Below are 13,671 nucleotides of genomic sequence, written 5' to 3' on the forward strand. Positions count from 1 at the left end.
GTGGCCGTGCGCGGTGCGTGTGGGGTGAGGCCGGTGCGGTGGCGGTCTGCGGCTGGAGGTGGCTGATCCGGGGCGCGGCGGCCCTGGGGGGTGCTTGCCTGGCGGTGTTCGCTGGGGCCCGGGACCCGGGGCGCGGTGGCGGGTGCGCTGCGGGCCGGGTGGCCGTGGGCGGTGCGTGCGTGGCGGGGCGGAGCCGGCGCAGGGCGGGTACATGGCTGAGCACGGCCGATCCAGGGTGCGGTGGCCAGGGCGGCAAGGCGTGCAAAACGGGCGCGTGAAAGCTTGCTGAAAGTCTTGCAAGACCCGCTGGGGGTGGCTAGCGTCTCGGGCACCGTGACATCGCCGTCCGCCCCGGGAGTGACCGATGCCGACTCTGCCGCCCAGTCGCCGACTCCTTGCCCTCGCCCTCGCCGCCGCGCTGGGAACGGTCGCCGCAGCGGCGGCCCCATCCGCCGCGGTCGCGCCGCCGTCCGCCGCGGTTGTGCCGCCCGCCGCGGTGACGGCGGTGGGCGCGGAGGACGCGGCGGCGCCGAGGGTCGTCACGTTGGTGGGGAGTCTGCAGAGTGAGCTCGGCTGCCCGGCCGACTGGGACCCGGCCTGCGCCGCCACCGCGCTGACGCCGACGGACGGGGGCGGGTATGCGCTGGCGGCGGAGCTGCCGGCGGGCTCGTACGAATTCAAGGTCGCCCTGAACGGCAGCTGGGACGAGAACTACGGCGCCGGCGGCGTCGCGAACGGCCCGAACCTGCCGCTGGTGCTGGAGGCGCCGGCCGAGGTGACGTTCACGTACGACGACGAGAGCCACCGCATCGCGGTCGCGCCGACGAATCCGCCGCCCGGCCTCACGGAGGAGGACGAGCAGCTGGCGGGCACCAGCCTGCGCGCCGGTCTGACCGACGAACGGTTCTACTTCGTGATGGCGGACCGGTTCGACAACGGCGACCCGTCGAACGACACCGGCGGGTACGAGGTGCTGCCGGGGACGGACGAGCCGCGGCTGGTGCACGGGCTCGACCCCGCGGACAAGGGGTTCTATCACGGCGGCGACCTCGCCGGGATCCTGCGCCGGCTCGACTACATCGAGGACCTCGGCACGACGGCCATCTGGCTGACGCCGTCGTTCATGAACCGGCCGGTGCAGGGCAGCGGCGCCGACGTCAGCGCCGGCTACCACGGCTACTGGATCACCGACTTCACCCGCATCGACCCGCACCTCGGCACGAACGACGAGCTTCGGCAGCTCATCGACGAGGCGCACGAGCGGGGCATCAAGGTGTTCTTCGACATCATCACGAACCACACCGCGGACGTCATCGACTACGAGGAAGGCGCCTACACCTACGTCCCGAAGGGCGAGGCGCCGTACACGGACGCCGCCGGCAACGAGTTCGACGACTCCGCCTACGCCGCCGGCGACACCTTCCCCGAGCTCGACGCACAGACGTCGTTCCCGTACACGCCGTTCTTCCGCACGCCGGAGGACGCGACGGTCAAGGTGCCGGCCTGGCTGAACGACCCGACGCTCTACCACAACCGCGGCGACGCGGCCTTCGACGGCACCGAGGGCGACCTGTACGGCGACTTCGTCGGGCTCGACGACCTGTTCACCGAACAGCCGGCGGTCCGCGATGGGTTGATCAACATTTATCAATACTGGGCGGAATTCGGTGTTGACGGGTTCCGCATTGACACCGTCAAGCACGTCAACATGGACTTCTGGCAGAGGTTCGCCCCGGAGGTGCTGGACGCGGCACACGAGTCGGGCGCCGACGACTTCTTCATGTTCGGCGAGGTGTACGACGCGAACCCGGCGGCGATGTCGCGGTACACGACCGAGGGCGGGCTGCAGGCGACCATCGACTTCGGCTTCCAGACCCGCGCGCAGGGCTTCGCGACCGGCCGCCCGACGACGGAGCTGCGTGACCTGTTCGCCGGCGACGACCACTACACCGACGCCGACTCGAACGCGTACTCGCTGCCGACGTTCCTCGGCAACCACGACATGGGCCGCATCGGCCGGTTCGTCCAGCAGACCGGCGCCGGGGCCGGGGAACAGCTCGACCGCGCGCTGCTCGCGCACGACCTCATGTACCTGACCCGCGGCCAGCCGGTCGTCTACTACGGCGACGAGCAGGGCTTCACCGGCGACGGCGGCGACAAGGACGCCCGCCAGGACATGTTCCCGAGCCAGGTGAGCAGCTACAACGACGACGACCTCATCGGCACGGACGCGACGACGGCGGAGGAGAACTTCGACCCGGACCACCCGATCTACCGGCGCCTCGCCGAGCTGGCCGCCTTGCGCGACGAGCACCCGGCATTGGCCGACGGCGCGCAGATCCACCGCTACGCGAGCGACGACGCCGGCGTGTACGCGTTCAGCCGCATCGACGCCGATGAGCAGGTCGAGTACGTCGTCGCCACCAACAACTCGACGGACGCCCAGGCGGTGAGCTTCGCGACGTTCAACCCGCGGACGACGTTCCAGCCGGTCTGGCCCGCGTCGGCGACGAGCACGAGGTCGGACGCGCAGGGCCGGGTCACCGTCACCGTCCCGCCGCTGTCCGCCGTCGTCTGGCGGGCGCCGAAGCCGCTGAAGCCGTCGACGGACGCGCCGGAGGTACGGTTCCGGACGCCGGGCCCGGGCGGCACCGTCGGCGGACGGGCCGAGATCGGCGTCGTCGTGCCGGCGGGCGCGGCCGGGCAGACCAACGGGGCGGGGCAGACCAGCGGGTTCAACCAGGTCACGCTGGCCTGGCGGCCACTCGGCACCGACGACTGGCGCCCCATCGGCACCGACGACAACGCGCCGTACCGGGTCTTCCACGACGTCAGCGGGCTCGCGCACGGCACGCTGCTCGAGTACCGCGCCGTGCTGAAGGACCACTCCGGCAACCTCTCCGTCGCGTCGACGTACGGCGTGGCCGGCGAGCCGCAGGACGACGGCGAGGACCCGGGCACCGGCGGGCCGGTCGAGCAGCCGGACCGCGTCACCGTGCCCGGCAGCCTGAACAGCGAGATGGGCTGCGCCGGCGACTGGGACCCGGCGTGCGTGCAGGCCGGGCTCACGCTGGACCCGGACGACGACGTCTGGAAGGGCACGTTCGCGCTGCCCGCGGGCGATTTCGAGTACAAGGCCGCGATCGACGGCTCGTGGGCGGAGAACTACGGCCTGGGCGCCCGCCGCGACGGCCCGAACATCCCGCTCCCGCTGGCCGCGGCCGCCGACGTGACGTTCTACTACGACCACGCGACGCACTGGGTCACCAGCGACGCGCAGGACCCGATCGTCACCGTGCCGGGGTCGTTTCAGTCCGAGCTGGGCTGCGCGGCCGACTGGGACCCGGCCTGCATGCGATCGTGGCTGAAGGATCCCGACGGCGACGGCGTCTACGCACTCTCGACGACGGGCCTCGCCACCGGAACGTACGAGGCCAAGGTGACGCACGGGCTGAGCTGGGACGAGAACTACGGCGCGGGCGGCGCGCCGGGCGGGTCGAACATCGCGTTCACGGTGCCCGCCGGCGCTCGCACCACGCTCAGCTACGACGTCGCCACGCACGTGCTGACGGTGACGTCGTCGGCGGCGGAGTCGCAGGCCGACCTCACCCAGCAGAAGGCGCACTGGCTGGAGCGCGGGCTGCTGGCGTGGGACCTGCCGGCGGAGGCGGCGGACTGGAGCTTCCGGCTGCACGCGGCGCCGAGCGGCGGGCTGGCGATCGACGCCGAGGCCGTCACCGGCGGGACGTCGTACCCGCTGACGCTGGGAGAGCTCCCGGAGGACGTCCGCGAGCAGTACCCGCATCTCACCACCTATGACGCGTTGACTGGTGAGGTCAAGGACATCGAGGACGTGCTCACCGGCCAGGTCGCCGTCGCCGCGTACGACGATCTCGGGCGACTGGTCGACGCGACCGGCGTGCAGCTGCCCGGCGTCCTGGACGACGTCTACGCCGGGGCCGCGGACCGCGAGCTGGGCGTCGCCTGGCACGGACGGCGCCCCGACATCGCCGTCTGGGCGCCCACCGCGAAGCACGTCGACCTGCTCCTCACCCCGACGGGAGGCAGCGAGCAGACCGTCCCGATGCGCCGCGACCGCGACGGCGTCTGGACCGCCCGCGGCAACCCGCGCTGGGCCGGCGCCGCCTACGCGTTCGAGGCCGACGTGTACGTGCCGGCGACGGACCGCGTCGAGACGAACGTCGTCACCGACCCGTACTCCGTCGCGCTGACGGCGAACTCGCAGCGCTCGCTCGTCGTCGACCTGGCCGATCCGGCGCTCGAACCGTCCGGCTGGGACGCGCTGGCCAAGCCGGAGCTGGCGCAGCCCGAGGACTCCACCATCTACGAGCTGCACGTCCGCGACTTCTCCATCGGCGACACGTCCGTCCCGGCGGACCACCGCGGCACCTACCAGGCGTTCACCGACGCGGACGGCGCGGGCATGCGGCACCTCTCGGCGCTCGCGGACGCCGGGCTCAACACGGTGCACCTGCTGCCGGTGTTCGACCTCGCGACGGTGCCGGAGAACCGCGCCGACCAGCAGACACCGGCCTGCGACCTCGAGGCGCTGGCGGCCGCCGACCCGGCCGGAACCGCCCAGCAGGAGTGCACGACCGCCGTCGCGGGCCAGGACGGGTTCAACTGGGGCTACGACCCGCTGCACTACACCGTCCCGGAGGGCTCGTACGCCACCGATCCGGACGGCCCCGGCCGCACCCGTGAGTTCCGCGAGATGGTCGCCGCGCTCAACGGCGCCGGGCTGCGCGTCGTCATGGACGTCGTCTACAACCACACCCACGCCGCCGGCCAGGACGATCAGTCGGTGCTGGACCGCATCGTTCCCGGCTACTACCAGCGGCTGTCCGCCACGGGCGCCGTCGAGACGTCCACGTGCTGCGCCAACACCGCGTCGGAGCACGCGATGATGGAGAAGCTGATCGTCGACTCCGTCGTCACCTGGGCGCGCGACTACAAGGTCGACGGGTTCCGGTTCGACCTCATGGGCCACCACAGCCGGTCGACGATGGAGCGGGTGCGGGCCGCCCTCGACGCGCTCACCATCCAGAAGGACGGCGTCGACGGCGCGTCCGTCTACGTGTACGGCGAGGGCTGGAACTTCGGCGAGGTCGCGGACAACGCCCGGTTCCGGCAGGCCACGCAGCTGGAGCTGTTCGGCGCCGGCATCGGCACCTTCAACGACCGGCTGCGCGACGGCGTGCGCGGCGGCGGCCCGTTCGACGACCCGCGCATTCAGGGCTTCGGCAGCGGCCTGTTCACCGACCCGAACGGCGCCGCCGTCAACGGGACGCCGGACGAGCAGCGAGAGAGGTTGCTGCACCTGCAGGACCTCGTCAAGGTCGGGCTGACCGGCAACCTGCGCGACTACGCCTTCACGGACGCCACGGGCGCGGCCGTGACCGGCGCGGACGTCGACTACAACGGCTCGCCGGCCGGCTACACCGCCGACCCCGCCGAGGTGATCACCTACGTCGACGCGCACGACAACGAGACGCTGTTCGACGCGCTCGCGTACAAGCTGCCCGCGGACACGCCGATGGTCGATCGGGTCCGGATGAACGTCCTCTCGCTGGCCACGACGGCGCTCGGCCAGGGCCCGTCGTTCTGGCACGCGGGCGCGGACCTGCTGCGGTCGAAGTCACTGGAACGCAACTCCTACGACTCCGGCGACTGGTTCAACCGGATCGACTGGACCGGTCAGGAGAGCACGTTCGGGTCCGGCCTGCCGCCGGCGACGGACAACGAGGCGAAGTGGGACTTCATGCGGCCGCTGCTTGCCTCGCCGGGGCTGCGACCCGCGGCCGGTGACATGGGGACGGCGACGGCGATGGCGCAGGACCTGCTGCGGCTGCGGTTCTCGTCGCCGCTGTTCCGGCTCGGGTCGGCCGAGCTGGTGCAGGCGCGGCTGTCGTTCGGCGACGGGGGACCGGCGCAGCCCGCCGGCGTCATCGTCATGCAGCTCGACGACCGCGCCGGCGCCGACCTCGACCCGGACCGCGAGCGGCTGGTCGTCGTCTTCAACGCGACGCCGTCGGCGGCGACGGTGCCGGTGGAGGACGGGGCGAGCCTGCGGCTGCACCCCGTCCAGGCGGCCGGCGCCGACCCCGTCGTCCGCGACTCCGTGGCGGGAGCCGCCGGCGTCACCGTCCCGGCGCGGACGGTCGCGGTGTTCGAGCAGCCCTGACGGGGCGCGCGGCCAGGTGCCGCACGACGTACTCCGCGTCGGTCCCGGCGCCGCCGACCAGCATGGACGCGAACCTGCTCTGGAACGCCAGGCCGGTGAAGTAGAGCCCGGGCGACGACGGCACCACGCCGAGCTCCTCCAGCGGCCAGCCGTCGTCGCCCAGGACCGGCAGCCTGATCCAGCCGAAGTCCTGGCGGAACCCCGTACACCACACCACCGCCGAGACGTCGAGCACCCGGCCGCCGTCGAGCACCGGCCGCCCGTCCCGCACGCCCGCGACCCGCTCGGTGACCCGCTCGACCCCGGCGGCGTCGAGGTCGCCCGCCCGGACCCGCAGCAGTGGTCCGCCGTGTGTCCGGATCTCCGGGCGCATCTTCCGCCCGATCGGTGTGCGCAGCGTGAACACGTGCTGGGCCAGGAACCAGAGCAGCGGGAGCGCGGTCCGGGCCCGGCGCGACTCCAGCGGGACCGGCAGCTGGCCGTTGCCGTGCCCGGCGAGGATCGTGTGGTGGTCGCGGGCCGCCTCGACGGCGATGTCCGCGCCCGAGTGCGACGCCCCGACGACGAGGACCGGCCCCGGTGGCAGCTGGTCCGGGCGGAGGTAGTCGGTGGAGTGCAGCTGGACGATGGCCGGGTCCAGCTCGGCGGCGAACGGCGGCACGTACGCCCGCGTCCCGAACGTCCCCGTCGCCACCACGACGTTGTCGGCCGTGAACCGCCGGTCACCGCAGTCCAGGACGTACCCGTCGCCGTCGCCGCTGAGCCCCGTGACCTGGACGCCGTGCTCGACCGGCAGCTCGAACCGGGCCGCGTACGCCTCCAGATAGTCCGCGACCTCGTCCTTCGTCGGGAACGCCCGCCCCGGACCGGGGAAGCGCATCCCCGGCAGCCCGTCGTAGCGTGCCGGGCTGTAGAGCCGCAGCGTGTCCCAGTGCCGCCGCCAGTTGTCGCCGGTCCGGGCTCGGTCGTCCAGGACGAGGAACGGCCGGTGCCGCCTGGCCAGGTGGTACCCGACGCTCAGCCCGGCCTGCCCGCCCCCGACGACGATGGTCTCGATGTGCTGGTCCATGACGCCCTCCCGGTACGTTCGGCCAGGTCAGGCTTCGACGCTAGAACCGGCGCCGCCCCTCCCGCGTCGGGCGAACCATGCATCTTCGGGGCGGACGCGCGTGGGTAGAACTGTGTAGGGACCGGTGGTCCTCGTGATCATCCAGGATCTGACCCCCTATGGGTGGTCGGATCATTGATGATCATGGGTGCTGCACGAGGCCGTGCTCGTAGGCGTACGCCGTCGCTGCGGCGCGGGACGAGACGCCGAGTTTGGCGAAGATGTTGCTGACGTGCCGGGCGACCGTCTTGTCGCTGAGCACGAGCGCCGCCGCGATGGACCGGTTGCTCCGGCCGGCGGCGACCAGGCGCAGGACCTCCAGCTCGCGCGGCGTCAGCCCGCCGGCCGACCCCGGCCCCGCTCGCGACGCCACCCCAGACCCAGCCCCAGACGCCGCACCCGAGCCCAGCCCGGGCCCAACCCCCGCGCCGTCCGTCAGGCGCCGCAGCCGGTCGAGGTCCGGCCCGGCCGACAGCCGGCGGAACGTGCGCACCGCCGCGTCGAGCTCCAGCCGGGCCGCGTCGGCGTCGCCGAGGTCGCGGCAGGCCAGGCCGACCAGGACGCGGGCCCGGGCGGCCTCGTACGGGGTGTCGACCTCGTGGAAGCCTGCCCAGGAGCGCCGTGCGGCCGTCAGCGCCCCACCGGCGTCGCCGCGCACCAGCCGCACCGACGCCGTCGCGTACGCCGACATCGCCGTCAGCACCGGCACCCGGGCCCCGTCGGCGATCTCGGCCAGTTCCGCCGCGGCGTCCGCCGCATCGTCGACGGAGCCGGTCGCCAGCAGCGCCTCGACCAGCGCGGCGAGCAGGGCCGGCCGCTCGATCGGGCTCGGCGTCTCGTCCAGCGCGCGGCGCAGCCCGGCGACGGCGGGCGCCACCCGGCCCTGGCCGAGCCGGAGCAGCGCCAGCCCGGGCTGCGGGTCCAGCCCGCTCAGCCCGGCCAGCCGGTAGGCGTCCTCGGCGGCGGCCAGCTCGCCGCGTAGCCGGTGCAGCTCGGCCTGCTCGTAGTAGGCGGCGCCGGCGGCCGGCTGGCCGGGCGGGTCGGACAGCCGGACGCAGGCGCGCCCGGCCTCGGCCAGCGCGTCGCGCCAGGCTCCCTGGTCGCGCAGGACGTGGACGCGGTGCACCTGGCACTCGCCGCGGAACGGCACGAGGTCGGGCTGCGCCTCGCACCAGCGGCTGAGCGCCGCCGTCCACTCGCGGGCCCGGCGCACGTCGAACGTCGCCCGGCAGGCGTCGATGACGGTGCAGTAGACGATGCCGGTGAGCAGCGGCCCGGCCTCGCCGGCGGTGACCGCGACCATCGCCTCGTCGAGCAGCGCGACACCCTCGGCGACCTTGCCGAGGTCGATCAGCGCCCGGCCGCGGCCCATGCGGCCGAGGATGACGAGGTCGGTGTCGTCGTGCCGCCGTCCGATGGCGACGGCCTCGGCGAACATCTCCGCGGCCACGGCCGGGTCGCCGCCGGCCACCGTCTGCCGGGCCCGGGCCGCGAGGAGGTAGCCGCTCTCGGCGCAGTCGCGCCCGGCGTCGTCGAGGAGGCGGTCGGCGCGGGCCAGCCAGCCGGTCGCCCGCGCGAACTCACCCTGGTTGATCAGTACGATCGCCAGCCAGAACGCGGACCGGACGGCCGCGTGCGGCCGGCCCTCGCGCAGCAGTTCGCGGTAGCCGCGCTCCTGCAGGTTCACGCTGTTGTCGTCGTGGCCGGCGAGGAACGCCGCGACGGCGAGCCGCTCGAGGTCGTCGGTGGGCAGCGGCGCCGCGGCGTCGGCGGCCGTGAACTGCGCGTACGCCCGCTCCCAGGCCCGCGTCTCGAACGCGGCCCGGCCCCGTTCTCGTGCCTCGGTAGTCGTCATGCGCGCCCCCGACCGATCCTGCCGCCACGCTACTCCTGTGCGCGGGTGACAATCGTGGTGTGAGCGCTGCGGACGAGATACCCACCCGGGCCGGCGTGCTGACGGCGCGCCCGGTCGCCGCGCTGACGTCCGAGCAGGCGGCCGAGGCCATGACGCGGGCGTTCGAGGGCTACGTCGTGCCGGTGTCGGTCGACGGGCCGGGGTTCGAGCGCCGTTTCGGCGCCGAGCACCTCGACCGCTACCTCAGCGAGGTCTACACCGCCGACGGCGACCTCGTCGGCATCTGCCTCATCACCCGGCGCGGCAGCACGGCGCGCATCGGCGGGTTCGGCTGCACGCCGGCCTACCGCGGCGTCGGGGTGGGCCGGACGCTGATGGAGCGGGCGATCGTCCGCTGCGTCGAGGCAGGCGCCACCCGCGTCACGCTCGAGGTCATCACCAGCAACGCGGCCGCGGTCCGGCTGTACGAGCGGCTCGGCTTCCGCATCGTGCGCACGCTGGTCGGCTACCGCTGGGAGCGGCCCGCCGCGGCCGGCCCGGTGCCGCCGTCCACCCCGTCCGCGATCGACCCCGCGCGGTTCGCCCGCGACGTCGCCGCCGGGCTGGAGTACGCCGACGAGCCGCCCTGGCAGCTCGCGCCCGAGACGCTGGCCGCCGCCGGGCCGCCGCGCCGGGCCTACCGGCTCGGCCCCGCCGCGGCGCTGCTCAGCCTCACCGGGACCACCGCCGTGCTGAGCGCCGTCCACACCGAACCGGCCGCCAGACGCCGTGGTCACGGCCGCGCGCTGCTGGCCGCGCTGCGCGAGGCGTTCCCCGGACGACGCTGGACGGTGCCGCCGCTCGTGCCTGAGTCGGACGGGGCCGAATTCTTCCGCGCGACGGGCTGGGTTCGCGAGGAGCTGGCCCAGTATGAGATGGTGCACGGGAACGTGTGACCGGCGTCGGGCGGGGATTCCCCACGTTTTGACCATGCGGCGCCCGCACAGGTATCCTGTCGTGTCGTTGTGCGTACCGGAGCGCGGCACGCCAGCCACCAGCCAGATCCATCCTCTCGACCAAAGCGAAGGCCTACGACCGTGCGCACGTACAGCCCCAAGCCCGGCGATGTCCAGCGCCAGTGGCATGTCATCGATGCCACCGACATCGTGCTCGGCAGGCTCGCCAGCCAGACCGCGACCCTGCTGCGCGGCAAGCACAAGCCCGTCTACGCGCCGCACGTCGACACCGGCGACTTCGTCATCGTGGTGAACGCCGACAAGGTCGCGCTCACCGGCAACAAGCTGGAGCAGAAGCTCGACCACCGGCACTCCGGCCGGCCGGGCGGCCTGCGCTCCACCAGCTACCGCGACCTCCTCGAGAAGAACCCGCGCCGGGTCATCGAGAAGGCCGTCAAGGGGATGCTCCCGCACAACAGCCTCGGGCGGCAGATGCTGTCCAAGCTGAAGGTGTACGCGGGTCCGGAGCACCCGCACCAGGCCCAGCAGCCCGTGCCGTACGAGATCGGCCAGGTCGCGCAGTGAGTGAGGACATGACTGAGACCACCGTCGACGAGATCGACACCGACGAGGCTCCCATCGAGAGCTACACCTCCGAGTCGGCGCCGTCGCGCTTCTCGAACATCGAGGCCGCCGCGGCCACCGGCCGGCGCAAGCAGGCCATCGCGCGCGTCCGCATCGCGCCCGGCACCGGGCAGTGGACCATCAACGGCCGCACGCTCGACGCCTACTTCCCGAACAAGGTGCACCAGCAGCTGGTCAGCTCGCCGCTGGTCGAGCTCGAGCTGGGCGACCGCTACGACATCGTCGCCCGCATCGACGGCGGCGGCGTCACCGGCCAGGCCGGCGCGCTGCGGCTGGGCATCGCCCGGGCGCTGAACGCCGCCGACACCGAGAACAACCGCCCGGCGCTGAAGAAGGCCGGCTTCCTCACCCGCGACGCCCGCGTCACGGAGCGGAAGAAGGCCGGTCTCAAGAAGGCCCGCAAGGCTCCGCAGTACAGCAAGCGCTGATTTCGCGCACCGCGCGAGCATCCGCGAACGGCCCCGGGGGGTATACAGAACCCGGGGCCGTTCGCGTTTCCCATCGTTCGTCCGCTGTCCCACTAGGAGCACAATCCGTGGCTCGTCTCTTCGGCACCGACGGCGTTCGCGGCCTGGCGAACTCCGATCTCACGGCCGAGCTCGCCCTCGACCTCTCCGTCGCCGCCGCCCACGTGCTGGGTGAGATCGGCGCGTTCGGCTCCGGTCGCCGCCCGGTCGCGGTGGTCGGCCGCGACCCGCGGGCCTCCGGCGAGTTCCTCGAGGCGGCCGTCGTGGCCGGCCTCGCCAGCGCCGGCGCCGACGTCCTGAAGGTCGGCGTGTTGCCCACGCCCGCCGTGGCGTTCCTCACCGGCATGCTCGACGCCGACCTCGGCGTCATGCTGTCGGCCAGCCACAACCCGATGCCCGACAACGGCATCAAGTTCTTCGCCAAGGGCGGCCAGAAGCTCGAGGACTCCGTCGAGGACGCCATCGAGGCGCGGCTGCGCGAGCCGTGGAAGCGGCCCACCGGCGCCGAGATCGGCCGCGTCCACGACCACCCCGAGGGCCTCGAGACCTACATCTCGCACATCGTCGGCACCGCGCCGTCGCGGCTCGAGGGCCTGCGCGTCGTCGTCGACTGCGCGCACGGCGCCGCCTACCGCGCGGCCCCCGAGGCGCTGCGCCGGCTGGGCGCCGACGTCCTCGCCGTCTGCGCCGAGCCCGACGGCCTGAACATCAACCACAACTGCGGCTCCACCCACCTCGACGTCGTCGCGGCCGAGGTGGTCGCGGCCGGCGCCGACCTCGGCATCGCCCACGACGGCGACGCCGACCGCTGCCTGGCCGTCGACGCCACCGGCGAGATCGTCGACGGCGACCAGATCCTGGCGATCCTCGCGCTGGCCATGCGCGGCCAGGGGACGCTGCGCCGCGACTCCGTCGTCGCCACCGTCATGTCCAACGAGGGCTTCCGGCTGGCCATGCGGCAGTCCGGCGTCGGCGTCATCGACACCGCCGTCGGCGACCGGTACGTCCTCGAGGCGATGAAGGCCGGCGGCTACAACCTCGGCGGCGAGCAGTCCGGCCACGTCGTCATGCTCGACCACGGCACCACCGGCGACGGCGTGCTGACGGCCGTCCACCTGCTCGCCCAGGTCGCGTCGTCCGGCACCCCGCTGGCCGAGCTGGCCGGCGTCGTGCAGCGGCTCCCGCAGGTCCTGGTCAACGTCAAGGGCGTCGACAAGAGCCGGGTCACCGTCGACGAAGGCGTCAAGACCGCCGTCGCCGAGGCCGAGGCCGAGCTCGGCGACACCGGCCGCGTCCTGCTCCGCCCGTCGGGCACCGAGCCGCTGGTCCGCGTCATGGTCGAGGCCGCCACCCCCGAGCAGGCCGAGACGGTGGCCCGCCGGCTGGCCGCGACCGTCCAGGCCGAGCTCGCCCTCTGAAAACCGGTTGCCCGCGCCAGGTGGTGAAGGGGACGCTCGACGGGTGCAGATCATGAAGATTGACGCCGCCGACGCCGACTTCGCCACCTGGTACGAGGTCTACCTCGCCGCGCGGGTGGCCGACAACCCCACCGGCCCGCAGTGGCTCGAACCCGAGCTGAAGGTCATCTACCAGGGCACCGAGTACCGCTCGGTGCAGCTGTGGCTGGCCGAGGAGGACGGCCGGGCCGTCGGCGCCGCCGTGCTGGCGCTGCCGCAGCGCGACAACCTCACGATGGCCGAGCCCGAGGTGTTCGTGCGGCCCGAGGACGCCCGCCGCGGCATCGGCAGCGCGCTGCTGGCCACCGTCGACGACGCGTCGAAGGCCGCGGGGCGCAGCAGCCAGCTGCTCTACATCGAGGCGCCGCTGGGCACCGAGCAGACGGCGGGCATGGCGTTCGCCGAGAAGCACGGCTTCACCCGGCGCATCGGCGAGATCATGCGCGTGCAGCGCCCGCCGTTCGACCTCGACGCCGTCGCGGCGGCCGAGGAGGCGGCCCGGCCGCACGCCGAGGGCTACCGCATCGTCACGTGGCGCGACCACGCCTCCGACGAGTTCGTCGACGAGTACGCCCGGCTCGAGGGCCGCATGAGCACCGACGAGCCGCAGGGTGGCATCGAGTCCGAGCCCGAGGTGTGGGACGCCGCCCGCATCCGCACCGCCGAGCGGCGCAGCGACCTCATGCGCCGCAGCACGTGGGTCGCGGCGGCCATCGCGCCCGACGGCAGCATGGCCGGCGTCACCGAGATCACGGTGTCGCGCGACAGCGACGACATCGGCTTCCAGGACGCCACCATCGTCGACCCCCGCCACCGCGGCCACCGGCTCGGCCTGCTGCTCAAGGCGGCCAACCTGCGCCAACTGCTGGCCGACCGGCCCGGCGTGCAGTCGGTGTGGACGTGGAACGCCGACGTCAACACGCACATGATCGCCATCAACGAGACGCTCGGCTACGAGATCGCCGGCTGGTCCGCCGCCTACCAGCGCAGCATCTAGAT

The 13,671-nt window shown here is 73.3% G+C and carries 8 protein-coding genes; 6 read left to right on the top strand and 2 right to left on the bottom strand.

All coding sequences use genetic code 11. The features are described 5' to 3' along the window. Window positions 1-364: 364 nt before the first annotated feature. Complete coding sequence (pulA, locus tag BLU82_RS00930; RefSeq protein ID WP_092614383.1) at window positions 365-6,205, top strand: pullulanase-type alpha-1,6-glucosidase; 5,841 nt, start codon at window positions 365-367, stop codon at window positions 6,203-6,205. On the opposite strand, the gene BLU82_RS00935 is transcribed toward pulA, so the two are convergent. Together BLU82_RS00935 and BLU82_RS35430 are read right to left on the bottom strand one after the other, a co-directional pair. Further along, complete coding sequence (locus BLU82_RS00935; RefSeq protein WP_092614386.1) at window positions 6,162-7,274, bottom strand: NAD(P)/FAD-dependent oxidoreductase; 1,113 nt, start codon at window positions 7,272-7,274, stop codon at window positions 6,162-6,164. The genes pulA and BLU82_RS00935 overlap by 44 nt on opposite strands. A 181-nt stretch (window positions 7,275-7,455) precedes the next feature. Next, window positions 7,456-9,168, bottom strand: a complete 1,713-nt coding sequence (locus BLU82_RS35430; protein WP_092614390.1) for a response regulator transcription factor — start codon at window positions 9,166-9,168, stop codon at window positions 7,456-7,458. Window positions 9,169-9,227: 59 nt separating this feature from the next. Here BLU82_RS35430 and BLU82_RS00945 point away from each other — a divergent pair, with 59 nt between their 5' ends. The 5 genes from BLU82_RS00945 to BLU82_RS00965 all read left to right on the top strand — a co-directional run bounded on the left by BLU82_RS00945 (window position 9,228) and on the right by BLU82_RS00965 (window position 13,669). Then, window positions 9,228-10,103: an N-acetyltransferase gene (locus BLU82_RS00945; protein ID WP_157740450.1), complete on the top strand. Its 876-nt coding sequence runs from the start codon at window positions 9,228-9,230 to the stop codon at window positions 10,101-10,103. A gap of 141 nt (window positions 10,104-10,244) precedes the next feature. Continuing rightward, on the top strand, window positions 10,245-10,688 hold the full coding sequence (rplM, locus tag BLU82_RS00950) for a 50S ribosomal protein L13 (RefSeq protein WP_069110634.1): 444 nt from the start codon (window positions 10,245-10,247) through the stop codon (window positions 10,686-10,688). Window positions 10,689-10,696: 8 nt separating this feature from the next. Next, a complete protein-coding gene (gene rpsI / locus BLU82_RS00955) occupies window positions 10,697-11,176 on the top strand; it encodes a 30S ribosomal protein S9 (RefSeq protein WP_092614396.1) in 480 nt (159 codons plus the stop codon). A 107-nt stretch (window positions 11,177-11,283) separates the two neighbouring features. Beyond that, window positions 11,284-12,633: a phosphoglucosamine mutase gene (glmM, locus tag BLU82_RS00960; RefSeq protein WP_092614399.1), complete on the top strand. Its 1,350-nt coding sequence runs from the start codon at window positions 11,284-11,286 to the stop codon at window positions 12,631-12,633. Between the two features lie 52 nt (window positions 12,634-12,685). Continuing rightward, window positions 12,686-13,669: a GNAT family N-acetyltransferase gene (locus BLU82_RS00965; protein ID WP_157740451.1), complete on the top strand. Its 984-nt coding sequence runs from the start codon at window positions 12,686-12,688 to the stop codon at window positions 13,667-13,669. Window positions 13,670-13,671: the final 2 nt, after the last annotated feature.

Origin of the sequence: Jiangella sp. DSM 45060 (genome assembly GCF_900105175.1) — a bacterium.
Taxonomy (GTDB): Bacteria; Actinomycetota; Actinomycetes; order Jiangellales; family Jiangellaceae; genus Jiangella.